Genomic DNA, 15782 nt, shown 5'->3' on the forward strand with positions numbered 1-15782 from the left:
TTGCATTACTGTCAGTTGGTCTTTTATGGGGGATTATCTACTGGATGGTATTTGTGTGAAAACCATTGACAAATGCAAATTGATTTGTCATTAATAGTCTTATATCATGATTGCTTGAACAGTGAGTTTTTGCACCGATCCAATCTAATTCAAAAAATATTTTCTACAGAACCCGGCATGACAACTATTATTGTTAATGAGGGATATCTATGTTAATAAGATATAAAAAAAACTTTGAAAAAATAGCAATGGGTTTATTATCTTTTATGCCAGAAGTGAAAGATATAAAAAAATTGCAGGAAACGATCAAAAAGTATGAATCCGATGAAAAATGGCATTTACATCTTTGGAAAGAAGATGATGATATTCTTGGAGCGATTGGTATACGAATCGAAAACGAACTAAATGTCATCATACAGCATATTTCTGTAAATCCATCACACCGAGGCCTGGGAATCGGTAAAAAGATGGTTCAAGCGATCCAACAGCAGTATCAGAATAAATATGCAGTCTGTCCAACAGATGAAACAAAAACATTTTACGAAGCAGCGATGGAAGAAGAGCAGGATTAACGCTTCAAAATGATAGTAAAAAAACCAGCCCGCAGAAGGGGCTGGCTTTTTACCTCATTACATCTAAAGTGACTGTGCTGATATCGGAGCTGCTTAGAACCAAGCTGCTCCTACGATGATCAATAAAATGAACAATACAACGATCAACGCAAATCCTCCGCCATATTCAGCACCCATAAAAATTCCTCCTTTTTCTTTACCATAAATGTTTTAGCAGCAACATTTATCTTTCACAAATAATGTATGCAGAAAAGAGTAAACTGGTATGGGCTTAAGTCTTGGCGGTGCTTTTTTACCTTGTTTGCAAAGAGGTGAGGTACAAATGAATCATACATATCAAGTGAAATTGGATGCATTTGAAGGTCCGCTCGATTTATTGCTGCATTTGATTAACCATTATGAAATAGACATATATGATATTCCCGTTGCCCAAATTACTGCACAATATATGCATTACATCCACACAATGCAGCATTTGGAACTGAATATTGCCAGTGAATATCTAGTCATGGCTGCTACCTTGCTTGCAATTAAAAGCCAAATGCTGCTCCCGAAGCCGGAAATCCTCGACGAAGACACGGAATATGAAGAAGATCCGCGAGATGAATTGATGCAGAGATTAATAGAATACAGGAAGTTCAAAGAAGCTGCAAAAACATTCCACGACAAAGAAATGGAAGCCCAGCAAATTTTCACGCGGTCGCCGCACGTTTTCGAAAATACGGAAAGAAGGGCACCTGTTAATCAAGGAGACGTTTCCATCTATGATATGTTGGATGCACTTGGCAAAATGTTCAAACGCAAACAATGGGAAAAGCCTCTCGAAACCAGAATCCAGCGTGTAGAAATACCGATAGAAAAAAGAATGGAAGAGATTCTCGACAAGGTGAAAAAAAATAAAAAAGGTGTATTGTTCGATGAACTATTTCCAGAAAAGACTAGACCTTATATTGTTGCAACATTTGTCGCTTTACTTGAACTGATGAAAAATAATCAAGTGTCATGCCGGCAGCATAAGCATTTCGAGGATTTATATATATATTAAAATTTTCCATAGCAGGACATAAAGGATGAGACAATATGGAAATGCATGACTACAAGGCTGTCCTGGAGGGATTACTTTTTGTGGCAGGAGATGAAGGGGTCACCTCAAGTCAGATTGAAAAAATACTCCAGCTTCCAAACTCAGCCGTTTGCCATCTGATAGAAGAGCTGAAATATGACTGTGAACAATCGAATCGAGGCATGATGATCATGCAATCGAATGATTTGCTACATCTTGCTACGAAACCGGAGCATAGTGAATTTTACAAAAGAATGCTGGATACACCACATACATCGAAGCTGTCTCAGGCTGCTTTGGAAACGCTGGCGATCATCGCGTATAAACAGCCAGTCACACGTGCCGAAATCGAAGAAATCAGAGGGGTTAAAAGTGAAAGGCCGATCCAGACTTTGCTGGCGCGCTCCATGATTGTCGAGGCCGGGCGCAAGGAAGGGATCGGAAGGCCAATTTTGTTTGCCACCAGCAAGGATTTTTTAACATATTTTGGTTTGACATCGCTTGAAGAATTGCCTCCGCTGCCGGATGACTATGATTCAAATGAAATCGAAGCCGATGCGGATTTGTTTTTTGAAAGATTTCAAGAGCACATGGATGATGAAAATGAATGATTCAATGGCTGGAACAAAACAAGCCGAGAATAACTAAAAATGGGTTCGATCATCAAAGGCCGATGATCGAACCCATTTTTTTCTTGTCTTATCCCTAGGGTTATTTGTGTAATCATAAGGTCTTCTTGGCAGCCTAGACTTCTGATTTGTCTGGCATAACATTGCTTGACAAGCATAAAATGTACAGATAGTCCACTCTTGGGAGGAATGGAATTATGCGTACCAGGCTATTGATTACCGGGATATTGATTGCACTTATTACTTGCGTTGCATTACCAGTTGATGGACGAGCAGAGATGACGGTATCAGCACGCAATGCGATATTGATGGATCAGAAAACCGGTAACATTCTTTTTGAAAAGGATGCAGACGAAAAACGGCCGATTGCCAGTATTACAAAGATCATGACAGCAATCGTCGCCATCGAATCTGGCATGTTAGAGGAACAGGCAACAGCAAGCAGAAAAGCTGTTTACACTGAAGGATCCTCCATTTATCTGGAGCAAGGCGAAAAAATGACCATTAAGGATCTTGTCTACGGACTTATGCTGCGATCAGGTAATGATGCCGCCGTTGCAATCAGTGAACATATCGGGGGAAGTGAGGAAGGATTCGTCTATTTGATGAATGAAAAAGCACGCTGGCTTGGCATGACGAATACGCATTTTAAAAATCCGCATGGATTACATGAGAAAGGCCATTATTCCACTGCGCATGATATGGCGATCTTAATGAGGTATGCCATGAGCAACAAACTATTCAGAGCAGTTACCGCAGCAAAAGTCTATAAAGCTGAGAACCGTTCCTATGCATGGGGAAATAAAAATAAGCTGCTAACCAAATACTATGATGCATGTGTAGGTGGAAAAACAGGGTACACCAAAGTTGCCGGCAGAACATTGGTTAGCGCAGCAGAAAAGGAAGGCGTAAAGCTAATAGCGGTTACACTTCAAGCTTCTGATGATTGGAATGATCATATGGCCATGTATGAAAAGGGCTTTAAGGAACAACAAGCGGCAAAAAGGAAAAGTCCTACAGTCTTTTCGCACACTGGAAAACTTTCGACACAGGAGCTATTTACAAAAGCATTCCAGCATCTGATCGGACTGAATGGGTTATGGTAAACATCATTTGGGCATCTATGGCGATCATCGGAATCTTTTATGCCATGATGAACGGAACAATGAATGAAGTGAATAAAGCATTATTTGAAAGTGCAGAGCAGGCTGTGACCATTTCCATCGGCTTGATCAGCATCATGGTATTTTGGCTGGGCATCATGAAGATTGCAGAAAAAGCTGGTATTCTGCGAGTACTGGCAAAGCTCATGCGTCCGGCGATACTGAAAATATTTCCGGATATACCTAAGGATCATCCAGCCATTGGATACATATTATCCAACTTTACCGCAAATATGTTCGGACTTGGGAATGCAGCAACACCTATGGGCATTAAAGCGATGCAGGAAATGAAGAAGCTTAGTGGAACAGAAGAAGCTTCCCGTTCCATGATAACATTCTTGGCATTGAATACTTCCAGTTTAACCCTGATTCCGACAACCGTTATTGCTATCCGGATGCAGTATGGTTCCTCACAGCCGACTGAAATCGTGGCAACAACGCTTATCGCAACAGTGGTCTCCTCCATAAGCGCACTGCTTATCGATCGTTTCTATTACCATAAACAGAAGTGGGGTAAATAACATGTCTGTTATTACCGGGATCAGCATTTGGATTATCCCGATGTTTATTTTAATTGTACTGTTAACAGCAATGCTTAAGAAATTACCTGCATATGAATTGTTTGTCGAGGGTGGAAAGGAAGGAGTGAAGATTTCTTTTTCTTTACTTCCTTTTTTAGTTGGTATGCTGGTATCCATCTCCATTTTAAGAAGTTCAGGTGCATTGGATGCATTTGTTGATCTGATCACACCAGTTCTTTCTTATATCGGTATCCCTGCAGACATTGTTCCTCTTGCTTTAGTCAGACCGATTTCAGGTAACGCTGCACTTGGAGTTACTACGGAATTGATTGCCGAACACGGGCCTGACTCATTTATCGGACGATTGGCCTCTACTATGCAAGGGAGTACAGATACCACCCTGTATATACTGACTGTTTATTTTGGTGCAGTAGGCATCAGGAAAATGGGTTATGCGCTGAAAGTAGGTTTATTAGCTGATTTGATTGGACTGACAGCTGCTGTGGTAATTGTCACCATTGTTTTCGGATCTTAAAATGATGAATTTTATAAAAATACCAAAATAACAAAGGTATAATACCTATTGCTAGCGTTAACTCGTTGTTAACGCTATTATTGTATACTGAAAGAGAACATGGTTCTTCTTTCAAATACAATTCGATAAATATATGGTGATTAAATGGCTAATAATGAAGAACGACTGCAAAAAAGAATAGCACAGGCTGGCTACGCATCGCGCAGAAAAGCAGAACAGCTTATATTAGAAGGGAAAGTCAAAGTGAATCATCAAGTGGTGACAACCCTTGGAACAAAAGTAACTCCGAAGGACCTGGTCGAAGTATCAGGAGTACAATTGGAAAATGAGCGTAAGGTCTATTATTTGGTGTATAAACCGAGAGGCGTGATTTCCAGTGTAAAAGATGACAAAGGCCGGAAAGTAATCACAGATCTCCTTCCCGAGGTTTCCGAAAGGATTTTCCCTGTCGGTAGGCTGGATTATGATACATCCGGGCTGATTTTGCTGACAAATGATGGGGATTTCGCCAATTTATTAATGCACCCAAGCCATGGTGCAGAAAAAAAATATGTGGCAAAAATCAAAGGTGTTCCAGAGCCTTCTGACCTGAAACAGATGAGAAAGGGACTCAGAGATGGAAAAGATCTTTTAAAGGCAGTAGGGTATAAAATTTTATCTTCTGACAGGAGAAAAAATACGACAATCTTGGAAATAACTTTAATCGAAGGCAAAAATCGCCATGTAAGGCGGATGATGGACAAGCTGGGGTATCAGGTGTTGAAACTCAAGCGTGAAAAGTATGCCTTTTTAACACTGGATGGTCTTCAGCCAGGAGATTATCGTGAGCTGACTCCGAAAGAACTAAGTAAATTGAACGCTGAAATTGGGAAAAATGTTAAATAATGGACAAATTTGCCTCTATATTTCGATGTTATAATGGTTCAAGGAGTGAGTGATAAAATGGGCTTGGATCAGATCAGGGAACAAAAAAAGAAAAAAAAGAAAAAACGTCTTATTTATCGTTCAATAATTTTGGCTCTGCTGTTGATTGCTGTGGTATATGCGCTGATATCGAATTTATCGGATGAAAAGACGACGTACGAAGCCGGAGACGATGCCCCTGATTTCAAATTAAATCAGGTGAATAAAAATAACGATACAGACCATATTCAGCTAAGCAGCCTAAAAGGAAAAGGTGTCATGCTGAATTTCTGGGCAACTTACTGTAAGCCTTGCGAGAAAGAGATGCCTTTCATGCAGCATCTGTATGCAAAATACAAGAAAAAAGGTGTCGAAATCATCACTGTCAATCTGGATGCCAATAAGCTGGTGGTCAACAGATTCATCGACAGATTTGATTTAACATTTCCCGTATTATACGATCAACAGGATCAAGTAAGGGAATTGTACAATATCGTGCCAATACCGAGTACATTTTTTATCGACTCGAAAGGTAAAATCGTCAGAAAGGTCGAAGGCGGCTTGACGCTGGAAAAATTAAATGGGTATTTGCAGGAAATAGAACCCAAATAACCGGATTTAAAAGAGGGATACGGATGGATAATATCAAATGCGAATGCGGCCACGTCAACCCGGAGGGAACAGTTCTTTGTGAGGCATGTGGTAAGCCGATTGAAAAAAATCAGCATATTGATGGCAATGATAAGAAAAAACTGCTTAATATGCGTTACGATGGGACGGCCAGACGTTCCCAAACTTATAATAAGTCGATCATTGATAAAGTTTGGGGCTTTTTTTCTTCAGTAAAAGTGGGAATTTGGCTGATTGTGATCGCATTGGTCGCTTCTGCCATCGGGACGATCTATCCACAAGCTATATACATACCGACCGATGCACCAGATCGGGACCCCGCCGTGTTTTATGAGGCAGCATACGGTTTGCCTGGAAAAATATTTTATCAACTTGGATTTGATCACCTGTACAGCTCATGGTGGTATATGCTGGTCATCTCATTAATTGGTGTTTCATTGGTGATTTGCAGCCTGGACAGGTTCATCCCGCTTTATCGCGCTTTGCGAATACAGAAGCCGAGACGGCACGAGACATTTCTTAACAGACAGCGGTTTTATAGCAAATCAGAAGATGTGTCTGATGAAGACCGGGAAAAAATCAAGAAAACCCTAAAGAAAAATCGCTATCGTATTACAGAACAAGATGGACATATATTAGCGGAAAAAGGGCGATTTTCTCGGTGGGGTCCCTATGTCAACCATATTGGATTGATTATCATCCTGCTCGCAGCATTGCTGCGGACTTTGCCATGGTTTTATCTGGATGAATATATGTGGGTTAGGGAAGGGGAGCAAAAAGTGGTTCCCGGCACAGATGGGGAATACTATATTAAAAATAATAAATTTATCATGCAGTTATATAATGAAAAAAATGATAAACGGTTTAAATCTGCACTGGAAAAAAAGGGTGAGGATGTTCCGAGTAATTTCCAGACAAATGCTACTGTCTTCAAGAAAAAAGGAGATACTGTTGCAGGCGCTGACCCGGAATTACAAAAGGTCGAGGATGCTAAAATCCGGCTGAATCACCCGTTGAAATTTGGCGGTTATACGGTTTATCAATCAGGCTACCAGCAAAATGAATTCAAAGATATGACTTTTAATTTGCATGAAACAGAAAACCCTAAAAAAATAAAAGGAACATTTACCGTTGATTTTAACGACGTGAAAGGAAGTTATGATCTAGGGAATGGTTATAAAGTCAGTGTTCAAAACTATTACCCTGAATATTACTTGGACGAGGATGACAAAACGCCGCGTTCCAAGTCAAAATATGCCAGGTTCCCGGCATTTGTTTTCTCTGTTGAGGCACCAGGTAAAAAAGATCCCGAAATGAGCTTTGTAGGGATTGGCAAAAACATTGATGCTACTGGTAAAAATAAATTCAAGCTTGGAATAGAAGGCTATGATACATTGTATAGCAGCGGATTGAGCGTCAAACGCGATTATACGCTGCCACTCTTTGGAATCGGTGCCCTGATTTTCATGATCGGTGTTGTACAAGGAATGTACTGGCAGCACCGCAGAATTTGGCTGCACCCGAAAAACGATGCCTCATTGCTCCTTGCGGGACACACGAATAAAAACTGGCATGGTCTCAGAAAAGATATCGAAAAAGCGATTGAGGGCACTTCTGTAAAAACGGTTGATGACCAGCAAGAATTGGATCAATAGATTCACAAAGGAGGAAGAAAATGAGTTTAATCAGTATCAGCAGTACGATGCTTTATACCGCTTTCCTACTATACCTGATTGCCACTGCTTTTTTTGGGGCTACCATCAAAGCCAAAAAAAATAGTTTTTCTGCAAAAGCCGGAATTACGCTTACATTACTCGGCTTTGCGGCACAATTGGTTTATTTTATTACAAGATGGATAGCAAGCGGGCATATCCCTGTCAGTAATATGTTCGAATTTGTGACATTTTTTGGGATGGCAATGGTTTTCGCGTTTATCATTCTTTATTTTATTTACCGGTTGACAGTACTTGGCTTGTTCGCTTTGCCTGTCGCCATTATCGTCATCGCATATGCAAGTATGTTTCCGAGAGATATCGCACCATTAGTTCCTTCTTTGCAGAGTCACTGGTTATATATCCATGTGACGACTGTTGCGCTTGGGGAAGGGATCCTATCCATCAGTTTTGTTGCCGGATTGGTCTATCTTCTCCGAACAATTGATCAAAGTGTACGAAGTAAAAGGACAACATGGCTAGAAATCGTTTTGTTTACCTTGTTTGTCTTTATCGGTTTCAGTGTTATCACAGTCATATTTAATATTTCTGGTTATGATACACAGTTCAAATATGTTGAAAATGAACAAGAAGTGACCGTGGACTACCATATGCCACCGATCATTGGTCCAAACAACGGTGAAATGATTACCAAGGATGCAATGAATCCTTGGGTTGAATTGCCTCATTGGATGCGTGGAAAGGATGCACCTCGGAAGGCCAATACGATTTTGTGGTCTTTATTCACTGGAGCAATCATCTATCTGTTAACAAGATTGATTATCCGCAAAAGGGTCGGAGCTGCTTTGCAGCCTTTGATGCGTAAAGTAAGCCCGGATATGCTTGATGAGATCTCATACCGTTCAGTGGCTATTGGTTTCCCTGTATTCACGCTTGGCGGGCTGATATTTGCCGCCATCTGGGCGCAGATAGCCTGGAACCGTTTTTGGGGATGGGACCCTAAGGAAGTTTGGGCATTGGTCACTTGGCTATTTTACGCAGCATTCCTCCATTTAAGACTATCCAGAGGCTGGCATGGTGAAAAATCTGCATGGTTGTCGCTTGGCGGTTTTGCTATTATTATGTTCAACCTTGTCGGTGTAAACTTAATATTGGCTGGGATGCATTCCTACGCAAGCTAATCGTTTCAAATAGAAGCAGTTTTATAAACTGTGCAAAGCACGGCATAATGGAGCAATGTTCTGTTTGCCGTGTTTTTTCATACCGTTAAGAGGTTATCTTACGGAAACGGATGCTTGTACTTTTTAATTATATTTACTTGGTTTATACTAATGGTAGACAGGTAGCATGGATTGTTTGAAAGGGGAATATGCATGGAAGAAAGTGTGAAGGTTTTAGTCGTCGATGATGAAGATAGGATTCGGCGCTTATTGAAAATGTACCTTGAAAGGGAAGAATATACCGTTGATGAAGCAGAAAACGGAAAGGAGGCCCTGGAAGCTGCCTTAAAAGAAGATTACGATGTGATCATCCTTGATTTGATGATGCCCGAAATGGATGGTATCGAGGTTTGCCAGGAATTGAGAAAAGAAAAGAATACACCCGTCATCATGCTTACTGCGAAGGGTGAGGAATCAAACCGGGTTCAGGGATTCGAAGTAGGTGCAGACGATTATATCGTCAAACCTTTCAGTCCGCGAGAAGTGGTTCTCCGTGTGAAAGCAGTGCTGAGAAGATCTAAAGCAGTAAGCTACAATGAAACTGATACGCAAGCGAAGAATATTCTTGTGTTCAGTCATTTGACCATTGATTATGACGCACATCGGGTAACCGCAGATAATAAAGAAGTGAACCTGACACCAAAGGAATATGAATTGCTTTGCTTTTTGGCCAAGTCTCCGGATAAAGTGTTCAATAGGGAACAGCTCTTGAAAGAAGTGTGGCAATATGAATTCTTTGGAGATTTGCGAACAGTTGATACGCACGTGAAGCGTCTTCGAGAAAAGCTGAGCCATGTTTCCAAAGCAGCTGCAAAAATGATTGTCACCGTTTGGGGTGTCGGTTATAAATTTGAGGTGGAGGATGACTGATGTTTTGGCGTAGTGTAGTCGGAAAACTAGCAATAACGATTTTATTGCTAGTTTCTTTCGTTTTATTTGTTTTGACCATATTCTTGTTGGAGTTTTTCGAGAACTTTCATTTGGATGAGGCGGAAAAAGATATGCTGCAAACTGCATCCAAAGTATCTGATATGGTCGAGCAATATGGGGATTCTCCGCTTACCATAGACACAGCCAGCCGGATCAAAGACCCGGCGACAAGGCTTGTCATTTATTTTCCGGATGGAAAAACGTGGGTCTCAGACAGCGACGATAATGGACTGTCCTCGATAAGCAAACAGTGGTTGCTAAAGCAGACCAGGCAAAAACAAGTGCTTGAAAAAAATCAAAAAATGAAAAAACAAGTAGCGCTTCCCGACCACAAGTCTGGTGCATTGCTTGTCGGAGCACCTATTAATGACCGGCAGGCAGGTGTTTTCGTATTTCAATCACTATCAGTCGTGGACCAAACTAAAGCTGAAACAACCAAAATTATTTTTTTGGCTGCCGGAATCGCCATTATTTTGACAACGATTTTTGCGTTTTTCCTGTCAACGCGGATCACCTCGCCGCTGATCAAAATGCGGGAAGCAGCGTTTGACCTTGCAAGGGGTGAATTCAATACGAAGGTACCGATCTTGACCCATGATGAAATTGGAGAGTTGGCAATGGCCTTCAATCGAATGGGAAGACAGTTGAAATTTCATATCAATGCTTTGCGCCAGGAAAAGGAACAATTTGCAGGTATTTTAAGCTCTATGGCCGATGGCGTTGTCACTTTAGGCAGAAATGGGGAAATCATTGTTGCGAATCCACCCGCAGAATTGTTTCTGGATGCATGGGATTTTGGAAATGATACAATTATCAGCAACGAGAAAGATCGAAGGCTGCCAGCGGAATTGAACGATATTCTGCAAGAAGTCGTGCAATCAGAAAAAGAAGTTTCTAAAGAAATCAATCTGCAGGGAAGAACCTGGGTAATGATTATGACACCTTTATACGATCAGTCCTATGTTCGCGGTGCAGTCGCTGTAATCCGGGATATGACAGAGGAACGGCGTCTGGATAAACTGCGTAAAGATTTTATAGCGAATGTGTCGCATGAATTACGGACACCAATTTCTATGCTTCAAGGCTATAGTGAAGCGATTGTCGATGATGTCGCTGAGTCTAGAGAAGAGAAAAACGAGCTCGCTCAAATCATCTATGAAGAGTCTTTGCGTTTGAGCAGACTTGTAAACGAGTTACTTGATTTAGCCAGGATGGAGGCGGGCCACATCCAGCTAAATAAAGAGGATGTCAAATTAGATGAATATATCCAACGCATCATGCGAAAATTCAAAGGTGTTGCAGATGATAATATGATCAGCCTCCAGCTGCATAATCATTTAGTGAAAGACCACAGCTATTTCGATCCGGACCGCATCGAGCAGGTCTTTACGAATTTGATTGATAATGCGATTCATCACACTGATAAAAATGGCTTTGTGAAGGTAACCATCGATAATCATGGAAGCAAACTCTCTGTTTCTATAGAGGATAGTGGCAGCGGCATACCTGAAGAAGATTTGGCTTTTGTCTTCGAAAGGTTCTACAAGGCTGACAAATCCAGAAAAAGAAATAGTAAGAAGAAAGGAACCGGGCTTGGTCTGTCCATCGCAAAAAATATTATTGATGCACACCACGGCATGATAACAGTTAAGAGTAAATTAAACCACGGGACGACATTCTATTTTGAAATACCTGATGAAAGCTAATAGATTTTTGGCTTCGGCTATATTTACTACATGAATGGCGGTACAGGACGTTAAAAACAATATGGAGGAACAATATCGTGAAGAAATTTTTACTTCGCTGTTTTATGTTGGTTTTATTGACAGGCCTGCTAGGTGCCTGTTCGGTGCATGAAAACCAAAATGGCAGTGGTGATGGACAAACACAGCATCCCAAAAGCGGACAATCAAATGGAACGACTGTTAAAACCGAGTCTGTAAATATCATTTTGTCAGAAAATAAGGGAGAAACAACCATTGGGCAAAAAAAGATTGCAGTGAAGAAAGGCGATATTTTAATGGATGTTTTAAAAGAAAATTTTAAAATAGAAGAAGATAAAGGTTTTATCAAGAGTATAGATGGCATTGCACCAAAAAAAGGAGACAAGAAGGCTTGGATGTATTCCGTGAACGGAAAAATGGCGAAGGTTGGTGCGACGGATTATAAACTAAAACCCGGCGATGAAGTTGTTTTCGATCTGCAATCTTGGGAGTGAGCACTGTGAATATTTATAAGCTTACTTTGCTTGCCTTATTGGCGGCTCTGGGGGTAGCTGGACGTTCTTTTTTAGGGTTTATTCCGAACGTTCAGCCAGTTACCTCTTTAATCATCATTTGTGGTTTCCTACTGGGACCTATGTCAGCTGTGATGCTTTCCGTTCTCATTACACTGGCGTCCAATTTATTGCTTGGGTCAGGTATTTGGACCATTTGGCAAATCATATCCTGGTCCCTTATTGGACTGGCAAGCGGTTTGCTGGGTAAATATATATATCGCATGCGGCTGTATATGATTGCGATTTTTTCTGTGTTTTGTGGTTATTTTTATGGGTTCCTTATTTCACTTACAATGTATAGAATCTCGGGAGATTTTTTTCTTGCATACTATTTTTCCGGTCTGCCATTTGATACTTATCACGCATTAGGAAATGCCATTTTCATTTTCTTACTGTTTCCGATACTGTCAAAGTTCATCCGAAAATATGCCGCGAATCGCTTTGATATACAACATATCAAGGTGAAATGAATTGGCTTTTCGAAAGCCCGCTGTACGTTTTATTCATTGGCCACTGGCTGGAGAGCCATGGAAGGCAGTATCGGAAATATGAATTGAATCGCTCGGACATCCTTCATAAGCATCCAGGACATCGTCAATCAGGTCATCCGGTATTACGCTTGTTCCCTGGTTATTATCAAGCAATACTTGCGCAATGCCTTCTTCATCATATTCAAAAACCTCAGGCGCAGTTAACCCGCATGCGCCGCAAGCAATGCACGTATCCTTATCTACAATCGTGTATTTGTATTCCATTATCATTCCTCCATATTCCTTATGTTCAAATATTAAGGCTGGTTCAACGATTGAATGGATGACATCCTTCATTAAAAAGCTGCATACCTCGATATGACAGGAACATCATCCTTGAACCCGTCTCGGCAAAGTTGATACTATATAATAGATTGTAAGACGAATAACGTCCATATTCAATGAAAAATGACTTTTTATGAAGTGAATGGGAGAGACCTCATGGAAAAATATTTTTCTGTCATTATTGTCCATGCCTGTTTGCATATGCAACATGCGCGAAGCTATACAGCTATTTATCATTTATTGCAGGGAAAAAAATCCATACAGACACTGCAAGATGCGAAACTTTTCGATATGGAATCACTTCTTGGTGTATATAAACGATTATCCATCCCGGATTTCAAGCAGGAATTGCGAGAGTTGCTATATCATGGGATGATTGACTATGGTGTTGAGAACAAAAAAATAATCCACGTGACAGAACTGGGAAAGAAACGGCTTGAAGAATCCAATGCGAAGAGCCTACTGAGTCGTTTTCGTGGAATGGATTTTGCCGGAAAAGATGACATATTCATATTAAGATTAATGCTGCTGATACAGACATTGACAAATAGCAAAAAAGGGAATATGTCTTTTATACCCGTTGCTGATGATGAAGCTACCACCGGGTGGGTAAGAGCATTCTATTATAAGTATGCCGGGAAGCAGAGCCAGTTGCTGTCACTGCTATACAAGGATTTGCTTTTGGCATTAGCAGGATTGCCTGAACGAGAATGCGCAATGTTAGTGGATCAGCTGACAGGTTATGAACATTATGGATTAAGCACTTCACAGCTGGCAGAAAAATACGGTTTAAGCAAGCATGATGTAGTACTTTTATTGGCTTCAGTAAGGCATCTTATGCTGCATAATATCTTGTCAGCCCCACATCGGTTCAATATATTGCCCGCATTGCTCGACTTCATGCAAAAGAAACATGAGGTGATGACAAACACGGCCAATAAAACATACATGTTATATAAAAAAGGATATAATATGGAAAAAATTGCAGAAAAGCGCCGATTGAAAATCAATACGATTCATGATCATTTGGTAGAAATCGCTTTGTATGATCCGCAGTTTAATATTGATCCTTTCGTCCCCAAAAACATACAGCGTGTCATAGAAAGGGTAGTCGAGAATAACCCTTCCTTTAAATTAAGTACGATTAAAGAACAAGTGGGAGAGGATGTCAGTTATTTCCAGATTCGGCTAGTCCTTTGTAAACAGAAAACAAAAGAATAAACGGGGTAACTAAATGGAAAAATCCAGTAAACTTGAGCAGCAGCTTTTCAAATACTTTCATTTACGTGAATTTCGTGCAGGTCAAAAGGAAATCATCAGAGATATACTTCAGGGAAAAGACGTGCTCGGTGTTTTGCCAACAGGATCGGGAAAATCGATTTGTTACCAGTTGCCTGCAATGATGACCAGGGGGCTTACGATTGTCGTTTCACCACTTATCGCATTGATGATCGACCAAGTAAAACGAATGAAAGCCATTGGTTTGAAACGTGTAGCAGCGGTGAACAGTTTTTTGCAGGCTGAGGAACGCAGGTATATCTTGCAGCGTTTAGATGAATACAAATTGTTATTCGTATCACCGGAAACACTGCAGCAAAGGCAATTTCTTGACCAAATTTGCAACATTCATGTTCATACATTTGTCATTGACGAAGCCCATTGCATTTCTCAGTGGGGATATGAATTCAGGCCGGATTACATGCGCTTGGGAGAGGTTATTGAAAAACTAGGCAATCCAACAGTTCTTGCGCTCAGTGCTACGGCTACAGAAGAGGTGCAAAGAGATATTATACATGTTTTAAAAAAACCTGGAATCAATCGGCACATTTATCCAATCGATAAAGAGAATTTGGTATTCATGACGGAAAAGGTAGAAAATGAGAATGAAAAGCTGGAGAGCATCCTATCTTTGATAGCCCGTTGTTCGGGCCCGGTACTGGTATATTTCTCCAGTCGCCAAATGGCTGAAAAAATCGCTTCGCACATTTCCAGGCGGTCTCAGAAGAGAGTTGCCGCGTATCATGGTGGACTTGAACAATTGGATCGTTTATTGATTCAGCAACAGTTCATGCTTGGGCAGTTAGATGTGGTTTGCTGTACAAGCGCATTTGGAATGGGAATTGATAAGAGTGATATTCGTATGGTCATTCATTACCACATGCCACCGGATATTAAATCCTATATACAAGAGGCCGGACGTGCCGGAAGAGACGGGAAAAAGAGTCTATGTGTGCTGTTTTACGCAGAACATGACGAATTTTTGCTTCAACAATTGGTTGATATGGAAATCCCTTCTGAGGAGCTCATCACTCAGGCAGTACAAGTGTTTAAAAACGTAGATAAGTATTTGCCCGATTTTCAAGAGGAGTCATTTATAAGATTGCTTGGTCTCACAGAGTCTCAATGGCATTTCTTGCAGAATCAATTTGAAAAACATGATATGATGATAGGACATCATCATTTATTCAATGAAAAACAATGGAAAATCATAGAAGCGGGTATGCAGTCGCAAGCTAGTTCCCGCCGAACCCAGAAGAAGAAACGAGTATATGAAATGCTTGCTTTTATACATACTGATAAGTGTCTTCGTGCAGCACTATATAGACATTTTCAGTCCGACTTTACACAAACACCTATTTGTTGTAATAATTGTGGTTTTTCGTTTAGCGATTTAGATTTTCCTGTGAAACAGTCGGCACGTGAACTTGAAGCACCCTGGAAACAGAAGCTGCGGGATTTAATGTTAATCAACGACACAGACGAATAGAACCGGATAGACGCTTTTACCCTATACGGTTCTATAGCGATGGCCACGGCCATTTTGTGTTCATACACTGTCATTATCCTGTA

At 40.7% G+C, this 15782-nt stretch carries 18 protein-coding genes; 16 read left to right on the forward strand and 2 right to left on the reverse strand.

Annotated features, from left to right (window positions below):
* Positions 1-209: 209 nt before the first annotated feature.
* A complete protein-coding gene (locus ACFSMW_RS04690; protein ID WP_390353443.1) occupies positions 210-572 on the forward strand; it encodes a GNAT family N-acetyltransferase in 363 nt (120 codons plus the stop codon).
* Positions 573-665: 93 nt separating this feature from the next.
* Here ACFSMW_RS04690 and ACFSMW_RS04695 read toward each other — a convergent pair whose 3' ends face one another.
* Positions 666-749 (reverse strand): YjcZ family sporulation protein, encoded by an 84-nt coding sequence (locus ACFSMW_RS04695; RefSeq protein WP_390353930.1) that lies wholly within the window; start codon positions 747-749, stop codon positions 666-668.
* Between the two features lie 145 nt (positions 750-894).
* Between ACFSMW_RS04695 and ACFSMW_RS04700 the strand changes: the two genes are divergently transcribed.
* The 13 genes from ACFSMW_RS04700 to ACFSMW_RS04760 all read left to right on the forward strand — a co-directional run bounded on the left by ACFSMW_RS04700 (position 895) and on the right by ACFSMW_RS04760 (position 12587).
* Positions 895-1617, forward strand: a complete 723-nt coding sequence (locus ACFSMW_RS04700) for a segregation/condensation protein A (RefSeq protein WP_390353445.1) — start codon at positions 895-897, stop codon at positions 1615-1617.
* A gap of 35 nt (positions 1618-1652) precedes the next feature.
* A complete protein-coding gene (gene scpB / locus ACFSMW_RS04705) occupies positions 1653-2246 on the forward strand; it encodes an SMC-Scp complex subunit ScpB (RefSeq protein WP_390353447.1) in 594 nt (197 codons plus the stop codon).
* A gap of 215 nt (positions 2247-2461) precedes the next feature.
* Entirely contained in the window at positions 2462-3370 is a 909-nt protein-coding gene (locus ACFSMW_RS04710) for a D-alanyl-D-alanine carboxypeptidase family protein (protein ID WP_390353449.1), read from the forward strand.
* Positions 3364-3948: a nucleoside recognition domain-containing protein gene (locus ACFSMW_RS04715; protein WP_390353451.1), complete on the forward strand. Its 585-nt coding sequence runs from the start codon at positions 3364-3366 to the stop codon at positions 3946-3948. The genes ACFSMW_RS04710 and ACFSMW_RS04715 overlap by 7 nt, the downstream gene beginning before the upstream one ends.
* A 1-nt stretch (position 3949) precedes the next feature.
* On the forward strand, positions 3950-4483 hold the full coding sequence (locus ACFSMW_RS04720; protein WP_390353453.1) for a spore maturation protein: 534 nt from the start codon (positions 3950-3952) through the stop codon (positions 4481-4483).
* Between the two features lie 144 nt (positions 4484-4627).
* The gene (locus ACFSMW_RS04725; protein WP_390353454.1) at positions 4628-5368 is read left to right on the forward strand and encodes a pseudouridine synthase; all 741 of its coding nucleotides are present in this window, start codon (positions 4628-4630) and stop codon (positions 5366-5368) included.
* Between the two features lie 57 nt (positions 5369-5425).
* Positions 5426-5998 carry a thiol-disulfide oxidoreductase ResA gene (gene resA / locus ACFSMW_RS04730; RefSeq protein ID WP_390353456.1) on the forward strand — a complete coding sequence of 191 codons (573 nt, stop codon included), beginning with the start codon at positions 5426-5428 and terminating at the stop codon, positions 5996-5998.
* Positions 5999-6021: 23 nt separating this feature from the next.
* The gene (resB, locus tag ACFSMW_RS04735) at positions 6022-7671 is read left to right on the forward strand and encodes a cytochrome c biogenesis protein ResB (RefSeq protein ID WP_390353457.1); all 1650 of its coding nucleotides are present in this window, start codon (positions 6022-6024) and stop codon (positions 7669-7671) included.
* Positions 7672-7691: 20 nt separating this feature from the next.
* Positions 7692-8870: a c-type cytochrome biogenesis protein CcsB gene (gene ccsB / locus ACFSMW_RS04740; protein ID WP_390353458.1), complete on the forward strand. Its 1179-nt coding sequence runs from the start codon at positions 7692-7694 to the stop codon at positions 8868-8870.
* Positions 8871-9062: 192 nt separating this feature from the next.
* Positions 9063-9779: a response regulator transcription factor gene (locus ACFSMW_RS04745; protein ID WP_390353460.1), complete on the forward strand. Its 717-nt coding sequence runs from the start codon at positions 9063-9065 to the stop codon at positions 9777-9779.
* On the forward strand, positions 9779-11545 hold the full coding sequence (locus tag ACFSMW_RS04750) for an ATP-binding protein (RefSeq protein WP_390353461.1): 1767 nt from the start codon (positions 9779-9781) through the stop codon (positions 11543-11545). The genes ACFSMW_RS04745 and ACFSMW_RS04750 overlap by 1 nt, the downstream gene beginning before the upstream one ends.
* Positions 11546-11622: 77 nt before the next feature.
* Entirely contained in the window at positions 11623-12057 is a 435-nt protein-coding gene (locus ACFSMW_RS04755; protein WP_390353462.1) for a DUF4430 domain-containing protein, read from the forward strand.
* Between the two features lie 5 nt (positions 12058-12062).
* On the forward strand, positions 12063-12587 hold the full coding sequence (locus ACFSMW_RS04760) for an ECF transporter S component (protein WP_390353463.1): 525 nt from the start codon (positions 12063-12065) through the stop codon (positions 12585-12587).
* Between the two features lie 33 nt (positions 12588-12620).
* Here the strand turns inward: ACFSMW_RS04760 and ACFSMW_RS04765 are convergent, their stop codons facing one another.
* Positions 12621-12872 carry a ferredoxin gene (locus ACFSMW_RS04765; protein ID WP_390353465.1) on the reverse strand — a complete coding sequence of 84 codons (252 nt, stop codon included), beginning with the start codon at positions 12870-12872 and terminating at the stop codon, positions 12621-12623.
* Positions 12873-13088: 216 nt separating this feature from the next.
* On the opposite strand from ACFSMW_RS04765, the gene ACFSMW_RS04770 reads away from it, so the two are divergent.
* Both ACFSMW_RS04770 and ACFSMW_RS04775 read left to right on the forward strand, forming a co-directional pair.
* A complete protein-coding gene (locus ACFSMW_RS04770) occupies positions 13089-14153 on the forward strand; it encodes a YpbB family protein (RefSeq protein WP_390353466.1) in 1065 nt (354 codons plus the stop codon).
* 13 nt (positions 14154-14166) lie between these two features.
* Positions 14167-15699, forward strand: a complete 1533-nt coding sequence (locus tag ACFSMW_RS04775; protein ID WP_390353468.1) for a RecQ family ATP-dependent DNA helicase — start codon at positions 14167-14169, stop codon at positions 15697-15699.
* Positions 15700-15782 lie beyond the last annotated feature (83 nt).

Origin of the sequence: Tigheibacillus halophilus (assembly GCF_042683165.1) — a bacterium.
Lineage (GTDB): Bacteria > Bacillota > Bacilli > Bacillales > Amphibacillaceae > Tigheibacillus > Tigheibacillus halophilus.

What these genes read in the sequence shown, in the direction of transcription:
- ACFSMW_RS04690 (WP_390353443.1), top strand. Translation starts at nt 210, where the DNA reads ATGTTAATAAGATATAAAAAAAACTTTGAAAAAATAGCAATGGGTTTA.
- ACFSMW_RS04700 (WP_390353445.1), top strand. Translation starts at nt 895, where the DNA reads ATGAATCATACATATCAAGTGAAATTGGATGCATTTGAAGGTCCGCTC.
- ACFSMW_RS04720 (WP_390353453.1), top strand. Translation starts at nt 3,950, where the DNA reads ATGTCTGTTATTACCGGGATCAGCATTTGGATTATCCCGATGTTTATT.
- ACFSMW_RS04715 (WP_390353451.1), top strand. Translation starts at nt 3,364, where the DNA reads ATGGTAAACATCATTTGGGCATCTATGGCGATCATCGGAATCTTTTAT.
- resA (WP_390353456.1), top strand. Translation starts at nt 5,426, where the DNA reads ATGGGCTTGGATCAGATCAGGGAACAAAAAAAGAAAAAAAAGAAAAAA.
- ACFSMW_RS04710 (WP_390353449.1), top strand. Translation starts at nt 2,462, where the DNA reads ATGCGTACCAGGCTATTGATTACCGGGATATTGATTGCACTTATTACT.
- ACFSMW_RS04725 (WP_390353454.1), top strand. Translation starts at nt 4,628, where the DNA reads ATGGCTAATAATGAAGAACGACTGCAAAAAAGAATAGCACAGGCTGGC.
- ACFSMW_RS04745 (WP_390353460.1), top strand. Translation starts at nt 9,063, where the DNA reads ATGGAAGAAAGTGTGAAGGTTTTAGTCGTCGATGATGAAGATAGGATT.
- ccsB (WP_390353458.1), top strand. Translation starts at nt 7,692, where the DNA reads ATGAGTTTAATCAGTATCAGCAGTACGATGCTTTATACCGCTTTCCTA.
- ACFSMW_RS04750 (WP_390353461.1), top strand. Translation starts at nt 9,779, where the DNA reads ATGTTTTGGCGTAGTGTAGTCGGAAAACTAGCAATAACGATTTTATTG.
- ACFSMW_RS04775 (WP_390353468.1), top strand. Translation starts at nt 14,167, where the DNA reads ATGGAAAAATCCAGTAAACTTGAGCAGCAGCTTTTCAAATACTTTCAT.
- ACFSMW_RS04770 (WP_390353466.1), top strand. Translation starts at nt 13,089, where the DNA reads ATGGAAAAATATTTTTCTGTCATTATTGTCCATGCCTGTTTGCATATG.
- ACFSMW_RS04695 (WP_390353930.1), bottom strand. Translation starts at nt 749, where the DNA reads ATGGGTGCTGAATATGGCGGAGGATTTGCGTTGATCGTTGTATTGTTC.
- scpB (WP_390353447.1), top strand. Translation starts at nt 1,653, where the DNA reads ATGGAAATGCATGACTACAAGGCTGTCCTGGAGGGATTACTTTTTGTG.
- ACFSMW_RS04765 (WP_390353465.1), bottom strand. Translation starts at nt 12,872, where the DNA reads ATGGAATACAAATACACGATTGTAGATAAGGATACGTGCATTGCTTGC.
- resB (WP_390353457.1), top strand. Translation starts at nt 6,022, where the DNA reads ATGGATAATATCAAATGCGAATGCGGCCACGTCAACCCGGAGGGAACA.